Genomic DNA, 23,648 nt, shown 5'->3' on the forward strand with positions numbered 1-23,648 from the left:
CTAATTAAGCATTTCGTTGTCGGTACAATAAATAGATAAAGTAAGGCGCGCCTATTGCCGCAGTAAATACGCCAGCTGGAACCTCAATTGGTAAAAAGAAGGTTCTTCCGATTGTATCAGCAAGTAATACTAAAATTGCACCAATTATTGCTGATAAAGGTAATAGATTTCCAAAGGATGAACCAACTAATTTTCTAGCTATATGTGGTGCCATTAATCCAACAAAACCAATACCACCAGCAAAGGCTACAGAACTGCCGATTAATGCAGTACTAAGTAAAAGTAATCCTAAACGTTGTCTTTCAATCCTTGCTCCAACACCTAACGCGATATCTTCTCCAAGCTCTTGAATATTCAAATGACGAGTCATAATGAAAGCAATAAGAATTAAAACAATCGTTATGGGAGCTAAAATTTGAACATTGCTCCAATTAGCACCATAAACAGAACCAGTAATCCAAACATTTGCCTGAGCAGCTTGATGGATTGGGCCAATGATCATAAGTAAATTCGTTAATGCTTTTGTTAAAGCCCATAAACCAATACCTATTAACACTAAGCGGAAAGAGGATAAACCATTCTTCCACGCTAGAAGATATAGTAAAATAGCAATAATCGTTGCGCCAATAAATGCAGCAAGTGGCATCCAATGAATGCTCACAGTTAAAGCATTACTTCCATTACTAAAGATGGCTAGGAATAAAACAACTGCTACTGAAGCTCCACCAGTAATACCTATTACATCAGGTGAAGCAAGAGGATTTCGTAGAATAGCTTGCAAAATTGCACCTGCTACCGCAAGACTAATTCCTACCATAATGGAAATTAGAATGCGAGGCATTCGGAATGATTGAACAATTAATGACTCAAAACTACTACCATTGCCTAATATTATGTTGAATGCTTCCCAAGGAGAAAAAAACTGTTCTCCCATACCGGCACTAATTAAAAAAATGACACCTAGAATTAAGAGGGAGATGACATGAAACGTAAAAGCTTTACGATCAAGTAAAAAAGATATTTGATCTCGAAAAGTTCTGACTGAAGCATATTTTCTCATGCTAGTTTTCCTCCTTTACGTGCAATGTAAATAAAGAATGGTGTACCTACAAGGGCAGTCATAATACCAACTGGAACCTCTTCAGGCATTAATACATAACGTGCACCTATATCAGCCATTAAGAGAAAAATCCCTCCGACAATCCCACAGTAAGGAATAATCCACCGATAGTCATTTCCTGCAAACGACTTCACAACATGAGGAACGACAATTCCAATAAAGCCAATAGGACCCGCAATTGCTACTGATCCACCTGCTAGTAAAATAACCGCTATGCCAGTAATTAGTTTTACAAACAATGTTCTTTGGCCAAGCCCCCTGGCAACATCTTCTCCCATAGTTAAGATATTGATTTTATTTGAAATTGAAATAGCAATAATCAGTCCGATAACTAGATATGGTAGAACTGCAAGCAAAATTTCTAGTTTTCTTCCTTGGACTGATCCTGACATCCAGAATAATACTTGATCTAATGCTGTTTCATCCAATACAAGTAGACCTTGCGTTAATGAACCAAAGAGGGCAGCAATTGCAGCGCCAGCTAGGGTCATTTTAATAGGTGTCATCCCGTCTCGACCAATTGATCCTAAGAAATAAACTAAAAGACCAGCAATTGTTGCACCAAAGAAAGCAATCCAAGTTGTTGCTTGTAATGAAGAAACTGAAAATAACATAAGCGCTACAACAATTGAAAAACTCGCACCAGCATTGAAACCGAGAATATCTGGAGATGCAAGAGGATTTCTTGTTAAAGCTTGCAGTAAGGCACCAGCAACCCCAAGACTTGCACCGACAGCAGTCGCTATTAAAGCCCTCGGTAACCGTACGTCCTGGATAATAATGTGTTCATTTGAGCCATTAAAGTTAGTAAAGGCATCAATCGCTGTTTGAATCGTAATATCTGTATATCCAAGAATAATACTTAAAAAATTAAACAATATTAGTAATAGTACTCCAATAATTAGACCAAATAATTTACTTTTAACTCTATGTAGAACCATTCATCATTTTCTCCCTATAATTACAATTCTATATGTAAGGTAATGTAGCCATTAGTAATTGAAAATCATTTTCAATTAAATATTGACATAATTTATTTTATCGAATAATATTCTAAATGTAAATGATAATCATTATCAATATTAGGAGGTAAAATATGTTTACTTATTTCAAAAAACACAAACTTTTCTTATTAACAGCTTTACTGAGTGTTCTCATTCTTAGTGGCTGTGGAAATAATTCCGAAACTACGAAAGAGAGCGATACATCTGAAGGTGAAACAACACCTACAACAACAGAAGGTTACTCAATTGAACACGCAATGGGTACTACTGAATTAGAGAAAACACCAGAAAAAATTGTTATTTTAACGAATGAGGGAACAGAGGCTTTACTTGCTATAGGTGTAAAACCTGTTGGTGCTGTTCAATCTTGGACTGGTGATCCTTGGTATGACCACATTGAGAATGATATGGAAGGCGTGACAAGCGTTGGTATGGAAGGTGAACCAAGTTTAGAAACGATTGCTTCTTTAGAGCCAGATTTAATCATTGGTAATAAAATGAGACATGAAAAAATCTATGAGCAGCTAAGTGCTATTGCACCTACCGTTTTCGCTGAAGACCTTCGTGGTGATTGGAAGAAAAACTTTGAGCTTTACTCAAAAGCAGTGAACAAAGAAGAAGAAGGAAAACAAGTTATTCAAGATTTTGATAACCGAGTTACGGATTTACAAACAAAACTAGGGGAACAACTACAAAAAGAAGTGTCAATCGTTCGTTTTATGGCAGGAGATGTGAGAATATATCATAAAGATACATTCTCTGGGGTTATTTTAGACCAAATAGGTTTTGCACGTCCTGAATCTCAAAATGTGGATGATTTTGCTGAAAAGAATGTAACAAAGGAACGAATTCCTGCAATGGATGGAGATATTATTTTTTACTTCTCTTATGAAACAGGCGATGGTGAAGCGACTCAGCTAGAAGAAGAATGGGTTAACGATCCATTATTCCAAAACTTAAGTGCTGTAAAAGCTGGTAATATCCATAATGTTAGTGATGCCATTTGGAATACTGCAGGCGGAGTAATCGCTGCAAATTTAATGCTTGATGATATTGAAAAATTCTTCATTGAAAAAAATTAAGGTCATATTCTCGAATACTTAACCTGTTTGAAAATACACTAAATGCCTCATCATTTATTTGATGAGGTGTTTTTTATATTTGAATTCCTCTCTAAATCCTATTATTCATACAAGTAAAAATTAAAACATATTGATATGCTGTGGGATTATAAATGCAGGTGCTTATACTTCCAATTTAAAGAAAGTAGTTTATGAAAATCGGTTCTTTATTTATAAGCTTTTCAACGAATTAGGAAAACGAAGGGGAGGTAAGTAGGATGAATAAATACTCAATTTCAGAGTTTATTAAAAAATCCGAGCAGAAGGAAAAAGGAGAAGGGTTTTTTGAATTAGAAACTCCACGTATGCTCGAAGTGAATTTAAACGGGCAAGTTTGGGCAAAAGCAGGATCAATGGTCGCTTATGAAGGTCATATTAAGTTCGAACGTGAAGGAATATTAGAACAGGGGATTGGGGCTCTGTTTAAAAAAGCGATCTCTGGTGAAGGTGCATCCCTCATGAAAGCAAATGGCCAAGGAAAATTATATCTTGCAGATGGCGGTAAAAAAGTTATTATTCTTCACCTAAACAACGAATCTATTTCTGTAAATGGAAATGACTTACTAGCATTTACTCCGTCTATCCACCATGAAATTAAATTGATGAGAAAAGTAGCTGGAATGATGTCTGGTGGTTTATTTAATATTAGGTGTTCTGGAGTAGGCTTAGTTGCAATTACAGCCCACTACGAAGCACTTACTTTACGTGTCACACCTGGAAAACCTGTAATTACAGACCCAAATGCAACAGTAGCCTGGTCAGGTAATCTTGAGCCACAATTCCAAACAGATATTTCACTGAAAACATTCATTGGAAGAGGTAGCGGTGAATCAATCCAAATGAGATTTGAAGGCGACGGGTTTGTCATTGTACAACCTTATGAAGAAGTATATATGCAGGCACAGAGCTAAATGATAAGAGGCGCTAATCCAAAGTGGATAGCGCCTCATTTATTTTATTTTGTAGCTGTTTCTACTGATATTTGTTGTTCAAAGAATTCTAGCATTTTGCGGTAAACTAGAATCTCATTTTGTTTTTTGGAGAAGCCGTGACCTTCATCTTCTAAAACGATGTATTCAACTTCTCGGCCTTGTTCTTTTAATGCTGCAACGATTTGGTCTGATTCTTTTTGAACAACGCGTGGGTCATTGGCACCTTGAATAACGAGCATAGGTTTTGTCATGCCCTCTAAATAAGTAATAGGAGAGTCCTTTGTCAGTCTTTCTTTATCTTTTACCGGATCTCCAACCCACTGTTCCATAAATGGTTTCCAAAATTCAGGAACAGATTCGATGAAGGAGAATAAGTTACTTGGGCCAAATATGTCTACAACTGCTTTAAATTTATCTGCATGACGACCATGAAGTAGAAGTGCCATATAGCCTCCGTAACTTCCGCCAAGTAGAAGGATTTTGTCTTCCTCAGCATAGCCATTTTTAATAAGCCATTCGATACCTTCTAAATTATCTAAGCGCGGACCGTGACCCCAGTCACCTTCGACCATCTTCATAAACTTCAAGCCATAATTTGATGAACCACGGAAGTTTGGTGCAAAGATAGAGTAACCACGATTGAGCAAGAATTGAAACATTGCGCGGAACCATTTACGTTCTAGTGATTGCGGACCACCATGTGGCCAAAGAATAGTATGTCCATTTGCATTTTCTTCTTTTGCTTTAAAGAACAATGCTTCAATTTCAAGACCGTCAAAGGAAGGATACTTCACTACTTCAGGGTCTACTAAATCTTCGTCACGAACACCAGGTACACGGAAGTGGGTTAATTCTTCCCAGGTAGCGCCATTATCTTTGGAAACAAAGATATTTCTTGGTCGTGTAGATGAACGTCCTAGAAGATATAGATTTCCACTTGGCATTACAATTAACTTTTCTACGATGCTTGAAGGAACTTTGACAGTAACTAATTCACCAGTTTCTAAACTATACTTGTATAAACGATCTTCCACTCCGTAAGAACCTACGATATATAGGGCTTGGTCTTTTTTAGAGAAACTCATGCCTGAAAAATCCTCTTTTTCAAGTTGTAAAATACCTTCAAACGTTTTAGTGTTTAAGTCAAACTTTGCAAGATAAGTTAAATCCGAGTCATAGTTTGTTAGGAAATATACTTCTGAATCGGAAGTATATACACCGTCAGATACAGTATGCTGTTCTGCTGTTTCAGGTGTCATTAAAATGCTTTCACCATTAATCTGTACATAACCTAAAGAGTAAGTATTACCAAATACTTTAACGAACACAAAAGAAGTTTCATCTGGACTTACCGCTGCAATGGCAGTAGGTGCAACACTTCCTTCTAATAGTAATTGTTCATCCCCAGACTCAAGATTATATACATAGTTATTGAAATAAGTAGGATTATCTTTTGTACTATAATAATATAGTCGTTTACCATCTTCCGTTAAATGGGTATAGAAGTGGCGTTCTCCTTCTTTAGTACGTAAAGGAACTAGTTTTCCACCTTGTGGTGACAGGGCATACAGTTGGATATTTTCATCGCCATCATGATCAAAACCAGTGACAATAAATTCACCAGTTTTTGCATATGAAAGATATGAAGCAGCTTGATTGTTAAAAGTAATAGGATATGGGAACTGATTCGGTAAGTCTAAAGCCCAAAGATTGTAGTGTCCGTTAAGGTTAGTACTAATAACTAATTGTTTTTCATCGGGACTAACTGTGAAATTTTGAACATCTAACGTTTGAAAAAACTGTTCTACATCCGGTTTACTAAATTGAACCATAAGCAACTCTCCCATTCTAGTAAGATACAAATAGTTTACCACCAATATTCTTTTTTTCCTAAAAATTCCACCAATTAAATATCGTGAAACTCTGTACATATTCTATTAATCAATTCGACTAATAATGACTCAGAAAGAGGACTGTCCAATTTTTTGTTGAAATAGATACTAATTAGAGCAGGTTAGGAGTTGAAGTAATGGAAAATGAATTAAAAGAAGCTCTCGAATTAAGACGAAGAGGAAGCCATAAAGAATCGAATGAAGTGCTTATAAAACTTGTTGAACAATATCCAAATAATGCATCGATTAACTATCAATGTGCGTGGAGTTATGACTTAATGGGGGAGGAAGTTATTGCGGTTCCTTATTATGAAGATGCAATACGACTAGGGCTACCAAAAGAAGAATTAGAAGGTGCTTTTTTAGGATTGGGAAGTACATATCGAACACTAGGAGAGTATGAAAAATCCAAGAAAGTTCTTCAACAAGGCATAGAGAAGTTTCCAAACAATGGGGCGTTACAAGTGTTTTATTCAATGACTCTTTATAACTTGAACGAGCATAGTCAAGCAATGGAAATATTAATAAAAACTTTACTTGAGACGACAAAGGATCAATATATTTTAAACTATAAAAGGGCAATCGAATTTTATTCAGATAAATTGGATGAGGTGTGGAAGTAAAGAAATAAGTTGGGGGGATGTGTGTTTATGCTAGATGAGAACATCACCATTAGACCGCTAAGCATGGACGATTATGAGACTGTTTTAAAGTGGAGCAAGGATGAGGTTTTTTGCTCCGCAAATAGTTGGGAGACAAACCGAGATGCAGATGAAATCTATCAATGGTGGCTAAAATGTGTGAACGTTCTTTCAGATGATTTTATTCGTTTAGGAATCGATTGGAATAAACAGCTCATTGGGTATGTGGATTTAGCATGTATTAATAACAAATCTGCTGAGATTGGAATTGCCATTGGTGAAAGGTCTTTATGGGGGAAGGGTATTGGATTTCTTGCTGCTAAACGAATGGTAGAATATGCCTCACTAAAACTAGGTGTAACTGTTTTTAACGCAGAGACCCATGAAACAAATTTTCGTTCTAGAAGAATGTTAAAGAAATTAGGATTTAAAGAGATTAGTCGAATTGGCATGGAAGAATATTTAGGATTAAAAACTCAACTTATACAATATAAATTGAATTTATAGAGCTTTATGTTAGTAGCTATTATTCGACAGAATTAGTCATGGACTAAGGTTTTCCATATATCTATCATTAGGTTAGATATGCTTAATCTATCAAACATCTACTTTTAAAATTATGAATGGGAAGGCGGAAAGATTATTATGATCAAAAATGATTTCTATTCGCAAGAAAATGTTGGGCCTTTTGAAATTTATGATTTAGGAGATTTTGAATTAGAAGATGGTGGCATTATTCCAGATTTGAAATTGGCTTATGCTACTCACGGTGAGTTGAATAGTGCGAAGGATAACGTAATTGTTGTCCCAACTTGGTTTTCTGGGACAAGTAAAAACTATGAGTCTTATATTGGTAAAGATAGAGCATTAAATCCTGAGAAATATTTTATTATTGTTATAAATCAAATTGGTAATGGTGTTTCAAGTTCACCACACAATAGCCCGGAGCCAATAGCAATGGCTAATTTCCCTAATGTACGAATTGGTGACGATGTACGAGCGCAACATAAATTCATTACAGAAAAATTCGGTGTTGAAGAAATTGCGTTAGTTGTTGGAGGATCTATGGGCGCACAACAAACGTATGAATGGGCAGTTCGTTATCCAGATATGGTAAAACGTGCAGCACCAATTGCTGGAACTGCAAAAAATACTGTGCATGATTTCTTATTTACAAAAACTCTTATGGATGCAATTACATCAGATCCGGGATGGAACGGTGGAAATTATTCATCTCATCTAGAAGTTGCCGATGGATTGAAGCGTCATGCTGATATTTGGGCAGTGATGGGGTTAAGTACAGAATTTTATAAGCAAGAACTATGGAAGCTTTTTGGTTTAGAAACAGTGGAACAGTTTACTGAAGGATTTTTACAACCATTGTTCCAAGGTCTAGATCCGAATTCATTACTATCAATGGCTTGGAAATGGCAACGTGGTGACGTAAGTCGTTTAACAGACGGTAATCTAGAAGAAGCTTTAGGCCGCATAAAGGCAAAAGTTTTCGTTATGCCTATTGAAGGAGACATGTTCTTCCCAGTACGTGACTGTGAAGCAGAGCAAAAATTAATTCCAAACAGTGAACTGAAAGTAATTAATAGTACTCTTGGCCATTTCGGACTCTTCGGCGCGGAACCAGATTACTTTACACAAGTTGATAGTTACTTGAGTGAATTACTTGCAATTGATGTCGCAGCACCAGTTGGAGAATAAAATATAGTTTAGTAAAGTCAGCTCCTTAACAGAGAGCTGACTTTTTCTGTTTGTACGAGATTTTCAAAGAAGGCCGATGTCGCTTGGATATTCGAATAAAAGCGTAAGTTGCTCATAATGAGGTAGAAGTCGCTCATAAAGAGTCATAAGTCGCTCGTAAAATCGAGCGAAAGCAGAAGTTGCTCATAAACCGAAAAAAGTTGCTCATAAAGAGCTGAAAATCGAACATAAACACCAAAAAGTAGCTCATAAGTTTTCGCTTATGTTAGACTCAGATTAATAAGAAACTAAGAGGAGCATTGGTATGGACAAGCAACAAACACCACCAGAGAGCGAATTACCATGGATGAGTAAGCCTGCTAATCGATCACTTAATCACGCAGGATATTTTAAACTAGAACAGTTTACTGAAGTAACCGAAAAGGAAATTTTGAATATCCACGGAGTCGGACCAAAAGCAATTCGAATGTTAAAAGAAGTTCTTCAAGAAAGAGGCCTATCTTTTAAACAGGATTAGAGATTTCCGGTAAGTACAAAATAAAGATGCTTGAAATTTGGAAATGAATGGTTATAATTGATTGAAATACAATATAAACAATCGATGACAAAGAGAGTAGTTATTTGTAAAGGGATAGCGAGTCAGGGATAGTGAGAGCCTGGTACAGAACAAGTAATGAACCGCACTTTGTAGATACTTTCCTGAAAATAGTAGGGAGGGTCGGGGTGAACCTCGTTATCAAAAAGAGTGGTTATAACTTCATTCTGCAGATGTTTTTCTTACTTAAAAAGATTACGACAGGTACAGAAACCTCGCACATCTATAAGTGGTAAGATGAATGAAGTTAAAGCCTCCGGCGAATACCACAGATTTTCAAAGGCTTAATAGCTGAACTTAGACTAAGAGCGCCACTTATCGCTGAAAACGCAACGTCCTGTTGCATCAGCGATATGACCTACATCGTGTAGGCCTCTGTGGCAACGTCTAAGTGACCAACATCCTGCTCCTGCGGTGCGGTAGCTCCTCGTCGCAAAAGGGATTTTGTTGGCCTAAGCTTAGATAAAATCTTGGCGCACGTCTTTTCAGCTGTGACGAAAGCTTGCGACAGTCACAAATTCGCCGAGGCGTACTTGATTAACAATTAGAGTGGTACCGCGGGAAAATTCAACTCCCGTCTCTTTTCTTTTGAAAAGAGGCGGGAGTTTTTATATTTTGGAGGGATAAAAATGGACTATAAAAAGGATTTCGTTGAAATTTTATTTTCGCAGCTACAAGACAATTTAGACGTACAGAAGTTAGAAAACATGATTGAAATTCCTAAATTTGAAAATCAAGGTGATCTCTCATTTCCTTGTTTCGAATTAGCTAAGATCTTTAAAAAATCTCCACAGCAAATTGCGATAGAACTTGCTAAGAAAATAAAATTACCAAAGCATTTTCAGCATGTTGAAGCCGTCAGTGGCTACGTAAATATATTTTTAAATAAGCAGATTGCATCAACGACTGTCATTAATGAGATTCTTACTAAAAAAGAATACTACGGAGAGATAAAAAACGGAAACAAGAAGATAATTACGATTGATTTTTCTTCTCCAAATATCGCAAAACCTTTTTCAATGGGCCATTTACGTTCAACGGTCATAGGGAATTCTCTTGCGCTCATTTCTGAGAAGTCTGGTTATCAAGTAGTTAGAATTAATCATTTAGGTGATTGGGGAACTCAATTTGGAAAACTAATTGTTGCCTACAAATTGTGGGGTGAAAAACAAAAGGTTATAGAAAACCCGATAAAAGAGCTTTTAAAATTGTACGTTAAGTTCCATGAAGAGGCAGAGCAAGATGAGCAACTAAATGATCAAGCAAGACATTGCTTTAAAATGTTAGAGGATGGCAATGAAGGAGCTTTAGAATTATGGAATTGGTTTAAAGAAGAATCGCTAAAAGAGTTTAATAAAATCTATCAACTATTAGGCATTAACTTTGATTCATTCAATGGAGAAGCCTTTTATAACGATAAGATGGTTCAAGTAGTTCAATTGCTAGAGGAAAAGAATTTATTAAAAGAATCTGATGGTGCAAAAATTGTAGAAATGGAAGGTGGCTTACCTCCTTGCTTAATAATGAAAAAGGATGGAACAACGCTCTATGCAACTCGGGATCTCGCAGCAGCGATTTACCGTCATGACACGTACCAATTCGAAAAGTCATTCTATGTTGTGGGTAATGAACAATCCCTACACTTTAAACAGATTTTTACTGTCTTAAAAAAGCTAGGCTACGAATGGCATCATGGTCTGACACATGTTCCCTTTGGCATGATGTTAAAAGACGGCAAAAAAATGTCTACTCGTAAAGGAAAAGTAGTTTTATTAGAAGAAGTTTTAAGTGAGGCGATTAACCTTGCCAAGGAAAATATTGAAGAAAAAAATCCTCAGCTTGCAGCAAAAGAAGAAGTTGCTCGTCAAGTGGGCACAGGGGCAGTAATTTTTCATGATTTAAAAAATTATCGTTTAAATGACATTGAATTTTCTCTTGAAGACATGTTGCGATTTGAAGGTGAAACTGGTCCATATGTTCAATATACCCATGCAAGAGCTTCATCTATTTTAAGAAAAGGTGGATACGAGGAAAGCCTTGATTTACTCACATTCTATGATGAGGAAGCATGGCCAATTATAACAAAACTAAAGGCATTTCCGGATGTTATTAAACGAGCATTTGAAGAATCGGATCCCTCTCAAATTGCTAAATATGTTTTAGAACTTTCCAAAGCATTTAATAAATACTATGGAAATGTACGAATTCTTGATGACTTAGAACAAAAACAAGCAAGATTATCTCTTGTTTATTGTGTTCAGATAACTTTAAAAGAGGGGTTAAGACTTTTAGGCATACAAGCACCTGAAGAAATGTAGATACGTATTTTAAAAATAATATAAGGGCATTTTCTCCAAGAAGGAGAAGTGCCTTTCTTATTGAATTAGTAGAATGTGAGGTTAGTAGACTTAAATAGGGCAGGGTAAAAGAAGCTGTTTTGTCATAAGTACATTCAAAAACGATACCATCGAAAATGTAACTGTAAGTGAAGATAAAAGAGAAGTAACAGTAGTTGAAGATGTATCCATAGTTGAGTGGAAATTAAAATTTTTGATTTTATAGAATCATAGTCAAGAGATAAAGGGTATTTATTGGGGAGAAAAGTATGAATTACATAATGAATTTAAGAAAAATTGTCGGTAGCCGTCCGCTAATCATGGTTGGGGCATGTGTCATTGTATTAACTAAAAGCAAACAGATTTTGTTACAGCTTAGAAAAGACAACAACTGTTGGGGGTTAGCTGGAGGTTCTTTAGAGCTAGGAGAAACATTGGAGGAAGCGGCGAAGAGAGAATTGTATGAGGAGATGGGTTTAATCGCAAATAAATTAGAACTCTTTAATATCTACTCTGGTGAAAAATTTTATTACAAATACCCGCATGGTGATGAAGTGTACAACGTAGTTGCAGCATACATTTGTGACAACTATGAAGGCGAGTTAAGAATAGATGAAGCGGAATCTCAAGCTATATCATTTTTTGATCTTAGTAATCTTCCTCCAAACATTAGCCCACCAGATTTACCGATCATAAATGAATTTATTAATAGGAGTAACTTATGATTATTAGAGAACTAAACGAGCAAGAGAAGCCTCCAATGGATTTATTATTACTTGCTGATCCTTCTATAAAAATAGTTGAAGGATATTTGGAAAGAGGAGACTGTTTTATTGCCGAAATGGATAGTGAAATTATTGGAGTTTATGTACTTCTCCCAACTAGACCTGAAACTGTTGAAATCGTTAACGTTGCTGTTGCTGAAGATTATCAGGGGAAGGGTTTAGGAAAACTGTTGGTATTGGACGCCATACAGAGGACACGGACAGGTGGCTATAAAACAATCGAAATCGGTACTGGTAATTCAAGCATTTCACAGTTAGCCCTCTATCAAAAATGCGGTTTTAGAATCACAAGTGTGGACCGTGATTTTTTTATAAAACATTATTCGGATGAAATCTATGAAAACGGTATTCAGTGCATAGATATGATTCGATTATCAAAAGACTTATAGAGTGTTAGAGACGTAAAAATTTGGTTGGTTGCTCTTGGACGGACTAAATATATTTGGGGGGAAAGGAAATGGGGCCAGTTGAACTATTAGAAATAAATCAAAATAATTTAGCTGAGGAAGGCTGTTATTGTCTCCGAAGTAAATCAAATTCAAAGGGCTATACCGACAAAAATAAATGGCTTATGGGAAGATTTAATGAGGGTCTTAAATATATAAAAATCATGGAAGATGATAAGCAAGCAGGCTTTATTGAATATACTCCAATCGAATATTCTACAAGAGTTGTCTATGGAGATGAGTATTTAGTCATTCATTGTTTGTGGGTAGGGATTACAGGGAAAGGATATGCTTCAACGCTAATACAAAAATGTATTGAAGATGCTAAGGAGCAAAATAAAGCTGGAGTGGTGGTCGTTACGAATTCTACTACCTCATGGACGCCAAGTAAGGATGTCTTTTTGAAAAACGGTTTTATAGAAGTTGACCAAACACCACTTGGGTTTGAATTACTCGTTTATAAATTTGGAGAATCATCTAATCCATATTTTCCAAAAGATTGGGATGATCGACTTCAAAAATATAATGAATTAACAATTATTCAAATGCCCCAATGTCCATATGTAGAAGTTGCTACAGATAATGTGGTACAAGCAGCCAGCAAATTAGGTATTCAGTCAAACATTATTGTCCTAAAAGATAGAGAAGAACTGTTAAGATTATCACCCACGCCTTATGGAATCTACAGTGTTGTCTATAAAGGACAATTAGTTTCTTTTCATAGACTAACTATTCATTCTGCAACTAAGCGATTAAAAGAGTTAATGAAGGTGTAATTAAATAAGGCAATTAACATGAATGTGCTTTTTGATTTGAAGATACAGAGAAAATTACCAGTGAAGAGCTGTCAGTGCCCGTTTGGACCCAGAAGAAAATTTAAAAGGTAACAGAGAAGCGTTGTCAGTGCTATTTGCGGCCAGAAGTAACCTCAAAAGGTAACAGAGAAGCATTGTCAGTGCCCATTTGGATCAGAAAAAAACGCAAAAGGTAACAGAGAAGCGTTATCAGTGCCGTTTGGGGCAAGAAGAAACCTCAAAGGGTAACAGAGAAGCCCTCTCAGTGCCCATTTGGATCAGGAAAAACCGCAAAAGGTAACAGAGAAGCCCTCTCAGTGCCCATTTGGATCAGAAAAAACCGCAAAAGGTAACAGAGAAGGGATGTCAGAGACCTTTTGGATTTAGAATTCGAGCAGGAGGAAACAGAGTGGCGCCGTCAGTGACTTTTTGAATTATGAATTAGAGTAAAGGGTAACAGAGAAGGGATGTCAGAGACCTTTTGGACTAAGAATTAAAGCAAAAGGTAACATAGAAGCGTTCTATGTGCCCTTAAGGATGAAATGCTCGATCAAAAGGTAACATAAAAGCGTTCTATGTGCCCTTAAGGATGAAATGCTCGATCAAAAGGTAACATAGAAGCGTTCTATGTGCCCTTAAGGATGAAATGCTCGATCAAAAGGTAACATAGAAGCGTTCTATGTGCCCTTAAGGATGAAATGCTCGATCAAAAGGTAACATAGAAGCGTTCTATGTGCCCTTAAGGATGAAATGCTCGATCAAAAGGTAACATAGAAGCGTTCTATGTGCCCTTAAGGATGAAATGCTCGATCAAAAGGTAACATAGAAGCGTTCTATGTGCCCTTAAGGATGAAATGCTCGATCAAAAGGTAACATAGAAGCGTTCTATGTGCCCTTAAGGATGAAATGCTCGATCAAAAGGTAACATAGAAGCGTTCTATGTGCCCTTAAGGATGAAATGCTCGATCAAAAGGTAACATAGAAGCGTTCTATGTGCCCTTAAGGATGAAATGCTCAATCAAAAGGTAACATAGAAGTGCACTATGTGCTCTTAAGGATGAAATGCTCGATCAAAAGGTAACATAGAAGCGTTCTATGTGCCCTTCTGGATCGAAAACTCCATTAAAAGGAACATAGAAACACTAAATGTACCCTTATAGATAGAAAGCTCCAGCAAAAGGTCACGTAGAAGGAAAAGCGTACCAAATTGAAACGGAAATTCAAACAAAAGGTAACAAAAAAAGGCACTCCTGACTAAGGAGTGCCTGAAACGTATCATTTATACAAGTTGTGCTTCTAGTTTCGCAACTACTTCAGCAACATATTCTTCTGATAAGTTATGTTTTGCAACATAGCGATTACGTGGGTCTTTTGTGCATTCGATTGTGCAACCACCAAGGTGTTTTGCTTCGTTCTCCTCTGATGCAAGAATTTGCTTATTGCATTCAGGGCTTGCACAATTAACATAACGTTCACACGGTGTACCATCGTAATGATCACGACCAACAACAACGTGTTCTACTTGGTTAATAGGAACAGTTAATCTTTCATCAAATACGTACATTTGACCATCCCAAAGCTGACCTTTGGCAACTGGGTCTTTACTATACGTAGCAATACCACCGTGTAATTGACCAACTTCTTCACCAATACCTTCACGCATTAACCATCCTGAGAATTTCTCACAACGAATCCCGCCTGTGCAGTATGTTAAAACGCGTTTCCCTTCGAACAACTCTTTGTTGTCAATAATCCATTGTGGAGTATCGCGGAATGTCTCAACCTCTGGACGAATCGCACCACGGAAGTGACCGACATCATATTCATAAGTGTTACGTACATCTAGTACTACAGTATCTTCGCGTTGCATTTCCTCAAAGAATTCTTGTGGGGAAAGGTAACGGCCAGTGATTTCATGCGGATTAATATCTTCTGGTAAGCTTAAGTTAACAAGCTCTGGACGATGGCGGCAGTGCATTTTTTTAAATGCATGACCTTCTGCTTCATCAATTTTGAAGACGATGCCTTCAAATAATGGATGATTTTTCATATGTTCCATGTAAGCATTCGTATCTTCAACAGTACCTGAAACAGTACCATTGATACCTTCATGCGCAACAAGGATACGGCCTTTTAAGTTAATAGATTTACAAAACTCTAAATGTTCTGCTGCAAAAGCGGCAGGATCTTCGACTTTTGTATAAAAATAATACAATAAAACTCGATAATTCATATTCTCTCCACCTATCAATTATATTTGCAGGATATACCTGATCGTGGAACTTCTAACATAATGGTAGAAATTCATATCACTATTTCAATAAAACATTAAAACAGCAACCTAAAAATAATATCATAAATTTATCATAATGTGAATCGGTCATATGTCTGAACTATGTCCAAAGTTCATTCATTTTATAACATTTCAACCAGATGGAAAAACTTAAAGGATTCTATGCAAGAACCTCGAATAAAAAATTTAAGAGCTATAAAGAAAGGATGTTATACATGGCAAAAATTATTGGCTTTGATATGAGCAGCCAAGAACCCGAAAAAGCCATTGAGTTTTATAACAATGTATTTGGATGGAAAATATCAGAACCAAACTATGAATACTGGTCAGTAGATTGTGGAACTGAATCAGAGATAAAAGGGGGAATTAGCAGAGGACCAGCTGATTTTCCGCATGGTACTCGCATTCAAATTGAAGTAGATTCCATTGATGAAGTAATTGTGCAATGTTGTAACAATGGAGCTAAAGTTTTACGTGAGAAAATGGAGTTTGAAAAGTTTTTTCTTGCCTATTTAGTAGACCCAGTAGGAATTGGATTTGGCCTTGTTGAACATAAGTAAATAAATCTTTTTATTGGGGGAATCAAAATTGCAAAAAACAGTGCCAATTTATAACCAAATGAATGGTGTTTTTATTCACGTTACAAATTTAAACGTATCAGCAAAGTGGTACTGCGATTTACTAGGGATAGAAGTCGATCTAGAAAAAGTCAAATCGCCAGTTTTTAATGTACCAGTTACAGGTACAACTTCACTCACTTTAGACGACCACTCCTTTGACCCAACCTTCCAACATTACATTAGTCCAAATCCTATATTTAATTTCTATACTACTAATATTGAAGAAGCCTATGGGTACGTTTTGGAAAAGGGAATTAAAATTGTAAGAGAAATTGAAAGAGTTGGAAACACTGCCTGGTTTAATATAAAAGATCCAGATGGTAATGTTGTGATGGTTTGTAACTGTTAATTTTACAGGAAGTTAATTCAATAATAGTATTGCACTGCCGGAAATTAGTCACAATTCCGGCAGTTTTTATTCCTCTTTTGAATTAAAATGTAATGAGTTATTGTATAGAGAGATAAAGTACATAATGAGTTAAATCATAAAAAATAGGTCGATGAAACCAGATAATTGTATACAAAATTTATTTTAGATATTATTTAATGATACGAATCTGAATTTACATAACTTAAATTTTTCTTTGAGTACTCGTTATATAAAAAGGAGTAATAACTTTATGAATAATAATTACATCAATGATGATGTCGATCATATACCTGTAAGAGTGCAACAAAAATTAGAAAAACTCCAACAACTAGAATATGTTATAAATCAATCAAGCATAGTTGTCGTGTCTAACACAGAAGGCAACATTATATACGTAAATGATCTTGCATGTGAGATAAGCAATTACAGTAGAGAAGAACTAATTGGACAACAACATGCAATATTATATTCAAATGAGTTTCAAACAAACAAGCAAGATGACATAATACAGACTTTGAAAAAAGGTCAAATTTGGAAAGGTGAAATGTTAAACGAGAAGAAAGATGGCTCGCCTTACTGGGTTTATGCCACAGTTGTACCGATTTTAAATGATCAACAAAAAACAATAGAGTATTATTCAATTAGTACTGAAATCACAGAAGAAAAAGAATTTGCTGAAGATGCAAAACGTACTAATGAAAATTACCGGCTCATTGCTGAAAATACAAGCAGCCTAGTAACACTTATTGATAAAGATGGATTATTTCAATATGTGTCACCAACTTTTAATAGTGTATTGAATTATGACACCAATAAAATTATGACAGAAAACTTTTTTACACTAATTCATCCTGACGATTTTGATATTGTAGAACAGGACGTCCAAACCTATTGTAAAAAGAGAAAAGAATCACTTTTAATGGATTTCCGTATACGAGATGAGTCTGGAGAGTATATTGATGTGGAAGCAACAATTCGAATAATCAATAATTCTACTTATTCTTCAAACGATTTATATTTAATTGTTATGAAAGATATTCGAAATAGAAAAGCAGTGGAAAAAACAATTTATCATTTAGCTTATCATGATTCACTAACGAATTTTCCAAATCGTCGTTCTTTTATGAGTAAACTGAGCGATGAAATGATGAGTCGAACAAAGTCAAAAGACAAACTTGCCGTTCTATTTATTGATTTAGACAACTTTAAAAATGTTAATGATCAATGGGGACATGATGTTGGTGACCTTGTATTAAAACAAACAGCATCAATAATTCAATCATCAATACATCCAAAAGACGTTGCTGCAAGACTCGGTGGAGATGAGTTTATAGTATTGGTGAAAAATGTACAGAGCGAGGAAGATGTAATAACTTTAGTGAAAAAGTTATTAGGGAAATTCCGTTCACCGATCGTTGTCAACGGTATAGAGCACTCGATTACATGTAGTATCGGGATAGCAATTTATCCTGACCATGGAACAACAACAGATGAGCTCATCAAAAATGCAGACGATGCCCTTTATATGGTTAAGGGAAAAGGTAAGAACAATTTTACGATCTTTGACGAGACCATTGAACATCAATCATTTGAACGTAGGCTGTTAGAAAATGCTCTAAGACAAGCGATTATAGATAACCAATTCTATCTTGAATATCAACCGAAACTTAACATTGCTACAAATGAACTTATTGGGATGGAAGCACTAGTAAGATGGAAGCACCCAGAGTTAGGCATTATCCCACCAGTAAAATTCATCTCTTTAGCAGAATCTACAGGCTTAATCATCCCATTAGGGGAATGGATTTTAAGAGAAAGTTGCAGACAAACAAAAGAATTGCATGATAAAGGCTACGGAAATCTTAGTGTTTCTGTAAATATATCTGTCCGGCAATTAGAGGATCCGTATTTTATAGAAAAAGTTCAAAAGGTACTAGATGAAACAGGACTCGATTCAAAATGGTTAGAATTCGAACTAACAGAAAGTATTTTTGCTGATTTAAAAAATACAGTTTCAATCTTACAAGAAGTGCGCAACTTGGGAATACAGATTTCTGTCGATGATTTTGGAACAGGGTATAGTTCTTTGAGCTATATTAAACACCTTCCTGTAGACACACTTAAGGTAGATCAATCTTTTGTAAAAGACATTCATGTCAATCAAGAAAGCCAAGCCATAGTGTTAGCGGTATTAAATTTAGCAAAAACAATTGGGTTAAATGTCATTGCTGAAGGAATTGAATTAGAAGAACATGTTGATAAGTTAAGTGAAAAAGGTTTATTATTTGGACAAGGGTACTATTACAGTAAACCGTTGAAAAGTGATGCATTTGAGGAGTTTATAAATAATAATAACGCAATTGCTTAAGCAAAAAGCATGAGTTCTAAAATAGAGCTCATGCTTCCTTTTATATTCTATAAAATCTTTTCGTATTTTCATAGACAATACGCTCAGTTTCACTTACCGGCATTCCTTTTAGTTCTGCAATGTTCTTTATGGAATCGTGAATCATTTTTGGTTCTGTCATTTGGTTTGTAAAAGGTCCTTCAAATGGCCATGGACCGTCCGTTTCCACCATCATTTGTTGTAGTGGGTACGATTTAACTAACTCTTGAATTTCATCCTCGTATAAAACATCTGGTGTTATGGAAATAAAGTAACCATTTCGAATCATTCGTTCAACTGTTATTTGATCGCCTTTAAACCAGTGAAAATGGGCTTTTGTAACTTCGTGCTTTTCAAGTAAATCACACGCTAAAGCAGCATCCTCATAGACAGCATGAAGTATAATAGGCTTATCCCACTTTGCTGCAAATTCTATAAATCTTTCGAGTAACGCCAAATATGGTTCGTAATTGAGTGATCTCTCGCTTTCAATCTTCTTATAGTATGGTAACCCAACCTCACCTACGGCTACCATTTCATCGGCATGTTGTTCCATCCAAGATATCAGTCCAGATAAATAGTCTTCTGAAGGAAGGTCTTGCTCAGGATGAAAGCCATAAGCTGGTTTTACTCGAGAATCATTAATAGAAAGGGTACGAGTTTTCAAGCACGATTCCATATCAAACGAAACCGAAATCAAAGCTTCTACTTTATGTTTATCTAAGGTTGAGAGAATCTCATGTTGTTCTTTTTCTTCATAATGGTCTAAATGAATGTGAGCATCAATGATCATTCACTTAATTCCTCTCTTATAAACTGGAAAATTTGTTGCTTCAATAGGAAAAATTCGTTTGTTTCTAACAAACTCTCATCCCTCGGGCGAGAAAAGGGTACTTTAATTTCAGCCTTAACCTGAGCCGGTCTTTTCGATAATATATAAATTCGATCTGCTAAAAATAAAGCTTCTTCAATACTGTGGGTGATAAATAAAATTGATTTACGGTTTTCTTCCCAAACAGAAAGAAGCCATTTTTGCATTTTCAACCTTGTGAACTCATCTAGAGCAGAAAAAGGCTCGTCTAAACAAAGTAAGTTTTGTTTACTAAGTAAAGCGCGGATAAATGACACACGCTGTTTCATCCCACCAGATAATTCAATAGGATAAGAGTTTGCAAACTCAGCAAGACCAACTTTCTCAAGCCATAGTTTCGCTTCTTCATAATCAGGTTTTCCATTCAACTCAGCGGCAAGTACTACATTTTCTAAAACAGTTCGCCATGGAAAAAGGGAAGATTGTTGTGGCATGTAACTAATAAAGCCTGTCTTTCCATTAATGGATTCTCCATTTAAAAGAATTTCGCCTTGATTTGGCGTTTGATTTCCACCGATTAATTGGAAAAGAGTACTTTTTCCGCTTCCGGATGGTCCAAGTATTGCGACAAATTCGTTCTTTCCCACAGACAAATTTATATCTTTTAAAACATGCAGGTCTCCAAATGTTTTGTTCAACTCTTTAATATTTAACAACATTCTAAGCACCCTCATTTCTACCTTTAACTACAACTTTTTCGATAGCTCGAATCATTCCAAACAACACAATACTTAATAACATAACAAAGAAGATTGCTACGAATACTCGGTCAATTCTAAACGAAGACTGAGCGAGGGTCATATAAACACCAACGCCTTTTTTGGCTCCGAGCCACTCAGAAATTACTGCTCCCATTACACTATAGGTTGCAGCTATTTTTAGACCGGAAAAAATAGAGGGAAGGGAGTGTGGAAACTCTAACTTCCAAAAAATCTGATTACGAGACGCACCGACCATTTGCATGTAGTGTTTTAGTTCAGGTGCAGTTTGTCTAAATCCATCCATACTTGCTACAACGATTGGGAAGAAGCACACAAGACTAATAATCATTAACTTTGGCATCATTCCAAATCCAAACCAAATAATTAGTAGGGGAGCAAGGACGATTGTCGGTATATTTTGAGACAAAATTAATAACGGATATAATAACTCATTTACTTTCGGTAAACGGTAAAGGATTATGGCAATCAGAAGTCCAACGCTACATCCTATGACTAGCCCAAGAATTGCAAGGTAAACTGTAGATAATATATGAACTGAAAACGTATCAAAGCCAATAACTGCCTCTTTGATAACGTCACTTGGCGCAGGTAACAACCACATCGGTGTTTCTGTAATTCTTACAAGTGCTTCCCAAAGGATGAATAAAAAGAGGAGGAATAGAACTGATTTTCCTCCACGAATCCAAACTTTCCTCATTAACGATATTTCTCCGTTAATTTGTCCATTGAAACGCCTTCTGGGTTGTAAGAAATTTTCACTTGGGATAGTACACCTGGACATCCTAACTCAATCATTTGTTTATTCATTTTTTCAATGATCAAAAGCAATTCTGAAAGATCGCCTTCCATAGTTGTTTCTAATGGATTTACTTGATATTTAACACCTGATTCATTGATTACAGCAATGGCTGCATCTACATATGGAATAACACTCTCGCCATTTTTGGTTTTCGGAATAATTTGTATACTAACTAATGCATTTGCCATAGTATCAGTCTCCTTATTGAGGTAAGAATTCATTTGTGAATGCTTTTTCAGGGTCAAATTCGCCTTCTAAAACACCATGTTCTTTCATCCAATCAGCATAGTTTTTCCATACTTCAAGTTTCTGTTCACCCCAGCGTGGTGCATCGTCTTGGTATTTTGTACTTAGCCATTTCTGACTTTCTAACACTAGTTCAGTATCTAGTTCAGGTACTGCTGAAGATAAGATACTTGCAGCTTCTTCAGGTTTCTCAATTGCTAACTGATAACCTTTCGCTGCCGCTGTTACGAATGCTTTTACTGTTTCAGGGTTATTTGCAATCATCTTTTCATTTGTTGCAAGTACCGGTGTATAGTAATCGAGCTTTTCTGAGTAATCTGTTAAATAAATCATGTTGATATCTTCGCCACGAAGTTCTGCCTCAACACCTGTCCAAGCGTAGTAAATCCACGCAAAATCAATTCCTTGGTTTTTCATCGTGAAGAAGTCTGCATTTCCAGCATTCACGATATCTAATTTGTTAATATCTCCACCGTCAACGTTCATAAGTGTTGATAATACAGCTTGTTCAATTGGTGAACCCCATCCACCATAAGTTTTTCCTTCAAAATCTTTCGGTGAAGAAATATTTAAATCCTTTGGTGAAGCAAACCCAGATGTGTTATGTTGAATCACTGCTGCAACGGATACAATCGGCACTCCTTGTGTGCGTACAAGAGTGATTCCCTCTTGGTAGCTCACACCAAACTCTGCATTTCCAGAAGCTACAAGTTGGTCAGCACCAGCATCACCAGGCATGATAATTTCAACATCTAAGCCTTGTTCTTCAAAGTAACCTTTTTCTTTTGCAACATAGAGACCAGTGTGGTTCGTGTTCGGTGTCCAGTCTAAAACTACAGATACTTTTTGCAATTGTTTTTCTGTTTGATCAGTAGAGCCATTTTCTTGTGTTTGTGACTGACAACCTACTAAAGCTAGTACAGCAATCACTAGTAAGATTAATAACTTTCTCATTTAAAAAATCCCCCATTCATATGAATTGTTTATTCATACTCGAAGAAATAAAAAACGTCCAGTTCCCAAAAGGGTACCAGACGTTACGTAACATATTCATTCAAATAAAAAGAAATTTGAAGTCAATGTTCCCTACGCTGGTGTTAACCAAATCAGGTTCAAAGGGTTAGCATCTTAAGGATACAATCTCAGCTGGCTACACCAGCTCCCCTACATTCTTCTCGATATGAACTTGCACTATTCATTGTAGCAATAGTTGGATGAGATTTACAATAGCTTAATAAGAAATCTTTTTCTAAGCGACCCTCTGACAATTAATTGTCAGAGGAATTACGTCAAAATTCGAAAATCGAAGTCTAATTTTGGGACAACAACAATATATTGATTACCAAAGATACGAAAAGGAGAATGAAGTGAAGAAAATATTCATTAGTACGTTGTTTCTACTGTTTGTATTTGCTCAGGCAACCTTTGCCCATTCTTACCTAAAAGCATCAAATCCTACAGATGGACAAATTATTGATGGTTCCTTAAGCGAGATAATCTTAAACTTCGATACAGTAATTGAACCAAGTAGTTTACTAACTTTAACGAATGAGGGTGGGAAGGAAATACCTGTCTCAATTTCGGTTAACAATGATACAATGATTGCAAAATTTACTTCTCCATTAGAAGATGGTACATACCAAGTCAATTACAATATTATCGGTGAAGATGGTCATCCAATGAGTGGCAGTTATTTATTTATGGTAAGTAACTCCGAATCTGTGGAGGGAGCATCTGAGGGGGACAGTAGTGAAGGTTCTTCAACTAACTGGTTTATGATTTTTATCGGAGCAATAGTCATCATCGTGATCTTAGCATTTTTAACGAAGCAACCAAATAGGAGAAGAAGACGATATTAGTTTGTAGTCGGTAGAAATTCAATATGAACAAGGGCGTGGATTTTTTGTCCACGCTTTTTATGTGCGACGGGCAGTTGCACCATGTGCAATAACAGCACAGGAT

At 36.1% G+C, this 23,648-nt stretch carries 23 protein-coding genes and 1 riboswitch; of the genes, 14 read left to right on the forward strand and 9 right to left on the reverse strand.

Annotated elements, in window-relative coordinates:
- Nucleotides 1-4 precede the first annotated feature (4 nt).
- Complete coding sequence (locus tag CD29_RS14900) at nucleotides 5-1,060, reverse strand: FecCD family ABC transporter permease (RefSeq protein ID WP_036188541.1); 1,056 nt, start codon at nucleotides 1,058-1,060, stop codon at nucleotides 5-7.
- Nucleotides 1,057-2,061: a FecCD family ABC transporter permease gene (locus CD29_RS14905; RefSeq protein ID WP_036188544.1), complete on the reverse strand. Its 1,005-nt coding sequence runs from the start codon at nucleotides 2,059-2,061 to the stop codon at nucleotides 1,057-1,059. The genes CD29_RS14900 and CD29_RS14905 overlap by 4 nt, the downstream gene beginning before the upstream one ends.
- Before the next feature lie 155 nt (nucleotides 2,062-2,216).
- Between CD29_RS14905 and CD29_RS14910 the strand changes: the two genes are divergently transcribed.
- Together CD29_RS14910 and CD29_RS14915 are read left to right on the forward strand one after the other, a co-directional pair.
- Nucleotides 2,217-3,206 carry an ABC transporter substrate-binding protein gene (locus CD29_RS14910; protein ID WP_036188547.1) on the forward strand — a complete coding sequence of 330 codons (990 nt, stop codon included), beginning with the start codon at nucleotides 2,217-2,219 and terminating at the stop codon, nucleotides 3,204-3,206.
- A gap of 257 nt (nucleotides 3,207-3,463) precedes the next feature.
- Nucleotides 3,464-4,156 (forward strand): AIM24 family protein, encoded by a 693-nt coding sequence (locus tag CD29_RS14915; RefSeq protein WP_036188550.1) that lies wholly within the window; start codon nucleotides 3,464-3,466, stop codon nucleotides 4,154-4,156.
- A gap of 44 nt (nucleotides 4,157-4,200) precedes the next feature.
- On the opposite strand, the gene CD29_RS14920 is transcribed toward CD29_RS14915, so the two are convergent.
- On the reverse strand, nucleotides 4,201-6,009 hold the full coding sequence (locus CD29_RS14920; protein WP_036188555.1) for a S9 family peptidase: 1,809 nt from the start codon (nucleotides 6,007-6,009) through the stop codon (nucleotides 4,201-4,203).
- A 197-nt stretch (nucleotides 6,010-6,206) separates the two neighbouring features.
- On the opposite strand from CD29_RS14920, the gene CD29_RS14925 reads away from it, so the two are divergent.
- The 8 genes from CD29_RS14925 (at nucleotide 6,207) to CD29_RS14960 (ending at nucleotide 13,361) form a co-directional block, all read left to right on the forward strand.
- A complete protein-coding gene (locus CD29_RS14925; protein ID WP_036188559.1) occupies nucleotides 6,207-6,692 on the forward strand; it encodes a tetratricopeptide repeat protein in 486 nt (161 codons plus the stop codon).
- Nucleotides 6,693-6,719: 27 nt separating this feature from the next.
- Nucleotides 6,720-7,217 (forward strand): GNAT family N-acetyltransferase, encoded by a 498-nt coding sequence (locus CD29_RS14930; RefSeq protein ID WP_036188562.1) that lies wholly within the window; start codon nucleotides 6,720-6,722, stop codon nucleotides 7,215-7,217.
- Nucleotides 7,218-7,355: 138 nt separating this feature from the next.
- Nucleotides 7,356-8,423: an alpha/beta fold hydrolase gene (locus CD29_RS14935; protein ID WP_036188565.1), complete on the forward strand. Its 1,068-nt coding sequence runs from the start codon at nucleotides 7,356-7,358 to the stop codon at nucleotides 8,421-8,423.
- Between the two features lie 304 nt (nucleotides 8,424-8,727).
- Nucleotides 8,728-8,940: a helix-hairpin-helix domain-containing protein gene (locus tag CD29_RS14940; protein ID WP_036188568.1), complete on the forward strand. Its 213-nt coding sequence runs from the start codon at nucleotides 8,728-8,730 to the stop codon at nucleotides 8,938-8,940.
- Between the two features lie 707 nt (nucleotides 8,941-9,647).
- Nucleotides 9,648-11,336 (forward strand): arginine--tRNA ligase, encoded by a 1,689-nt coding sequence (argS, locus tag CD29_RS14945; RefSeq protein WP_036188570.1) that lies wholly within the window; start codon nucleotides 9,648-9,650, stop codon nucleotides 11,334-11,336.
- Nucleotides 11,337-11,623: 287 nt separating this feature from the next.
- Nucleotides 11,624-12,079, forward strand: coding sequence for an NUDIX hydrolase (locus tag CD29_RS14950; protein WP_036188572.1), 456 nt, complete (start codon nucleotides 11,624-11,626; stop codon nucleotides 12,077-12,079).
- The gene (locus CD29_RS14955; RefSeq protein WP_036188574.1) at nucleotides 12,076-12,528 is read left to right on the forward strand and encodes a GNAT family N-acetyltransferase; all 453 of its coding nucleotides are present in this window, start codon (nucleotides 12,076-12,078) and stop codon (nucleotides 12,526-12,528) included. Before CD29_RS14950 ends, CD29_RS14955 begins: the two co-directional genes overlap by 4 nt.
- A gap of 68 nt (nucleotides 12,529-12,596) precedes the next feature.
- A complete protein-coding gene (locus tag CD29_RS14960) occupies nucleotides 12,597-13,361 on the forward strand; it encodes a GNAT family N-acetyltransferase (protein ID WP_036188576.1) in 765 nt (254 codons plus the stop codon).
- A gap of 1,297 nt (nucleotides 13,362-14,658) precedes the next feature.
- On the opposite strand, the gene trhO is transcribed toward CD29_RS14960, so the two are convergent.
- Nucleotides 14,659-15,612 (reverse strand): oxygen-dependent tRNA uridine(34) hydroxylase TrhO, encoded by a 954-nt coding sequence (trhO, locus tag CD29_RS14965; RefSeq protein ID WP_036188578.1) that lies wholly within the window; start codon nucleotides 15,610-15,612, stop codon nucleotides 14,659-14,661.
- A gap of 275 nt (nucleotides 15,613-15,887) precedes the next feature.
- Here trhO and CD29_RS14970 point away from each other — a divergent pair, with 275 nt between their 5' ends.
- From CD29_RS14970 to CD29_RS14980, 3 genes are all read left to right on the forward strand, one after another.
- Entirely contained in the window at nucleotides 15,888-16,232 is a 345-nt protein-coding gene (locus tag CD29_RS14970; RefSeq protein ID WP_036188580.1) for a VOC family protein, read from the forward strand.
- Nucleotides 16,233-16,260: 28 nt separating this feature from the next.
- Nucleotides 16,261-16,641 (forward strand): VOC family protein, encoded by a 381-nt coding sequence (locus CD29_RS14975; RefSeq protein WP_235801851.1) that lies wholly within the window; start codon nucleotides 16,261-16,263, stop codon nucleotides 16,639-16,641.
- A gap of 271 nt (nucleotides 16,642-16,912) precedes the next feature.
- On the forward strand, nucleotides 16,913-19,030 hold the full coding sequence (locus tag CD29_RS14980; RefSeq protein ID WP_081976283.1) for a sensor domain-containing protein: 2,118 nt from the start codon (nucleotides 16,913-16,915) through the stop codon (nucleotides 19,028-19,030).
- Nucleotides 19,031-19,070: 40 nt separating this feature from the next.
- Here the strand turns inward: CD29_RS14980 and CD29_RS14985 are convergent, their stop codons facing one another.
- Genes CD29_RS14985 through CD29_RS15005 form a run of 5 tightly spaced genes read right to left on the reverse strand, consistent with a single transcriptional unit; the run spans nucleotide 19,071 to nucleotide 22,640 of the window.
- Nucleotides 19,071-19,841 (reverse strand): TatD family hydrolase, encoded by a 771-nt coding sequence (locus CD29_RS14985; RefSeq protein ID WP_036188583.1) that lies wholly within the window; start codon nucleotides 19,839-19,841, stop codon nucleotides 19,071-19,073.
- Nucleotides 19,838-20,578 carry an ABC transporter ATP-binding protein gene (locus CD29_RS14990; protein ID WP_197061772.1) on the reverse strand — a complete coding sequence of 247 codons (741 nt, stop codon included), beginning with the start codon at nucleotides 20,576-20,578 and terminating at the stop codon, nucleotides 19,838-19,840. Before CD29_RS14990 ends, CD29_RS14985 begins: the two co-directional genes overlap by 4 nt.
- 1 nt (nucleotide 20,579) lies before the next feature.
- Nucleotides 20,580-21,338 (reverse strand): ABC transporter permease, encoded by a 759-nt coding sequence (locus CD29_RS14995; RefSeq protein WP_036188585.1) that lies wholly within the window; start codon nucleotides 21,336-21,338, stop codon nucleotides 20,580-20,582.
- On the reverse strand, nucleotides 21,338-21,628 hold the full coding sequence (locus CD29_RS15000; protein ID WP_036188586.1) for an MTH1187 family thiamine-binding protein: 291 nt from the start codon (nucleotides 21,626-21,628) through the stop codon (nucleotides 21,338-21,340). Before CD29_RS15000 ends, CD29_RS14995 begins: the two co-directional genes overlap by 1 nt.
- A gap of 13 nt (nucleotides 21,629-21,641) precedes the next feature.
- On the reverse strand, nucleotides 21,642-22,640 hold the full coding sequence (locus CD29_RS15005; RefSeq protein WP_036188587.1) for an ABC transporter substrate-binding protein: 999 nt from the start codon (nucleotides 22,638-22,640) through the stop codon (nucleotides 21,642-21,644).
- 112 nt (nucleotides 22,641-22,752) lie between these two features.
- Nucleotides 22,753-22,862: riboswitch (TPP riboswitch) on the reverse strand.
- Nucleotides 22,863-23,053: 191 nt separating this feature from the next.
- Between CD29_RS15005 and CD29_RS15010 the strand changes: the two genes are divergently transcribed.
- Nucleotides 23,054-23,545 carry a copper resistance CopC family protein gene (locus CD29_RS15010; RefSeq protein ID WP_052124191.1) on the forward strand — a complete coding sequence of 164 codons (492 nt, stop codon included), beginning with the start codon at nucleotides 23,054-23,056 and terminating at the stop codon, nucleotides 23,543-23,545.
- The last annotated feature ends 103 nt before the right edge of the window (nucleotides 23,546-23,648 follow it).

Origin of the sequence: Ureibacillus manganicus DSM 26584, from assembly GCF_000772945.1 — a bacterium.
GTDB lineage: Bacteria > Bacillota > Bacilli > Bacillales_A > Planococcaceae > Ureibacillus > Ureibacillus manganicus.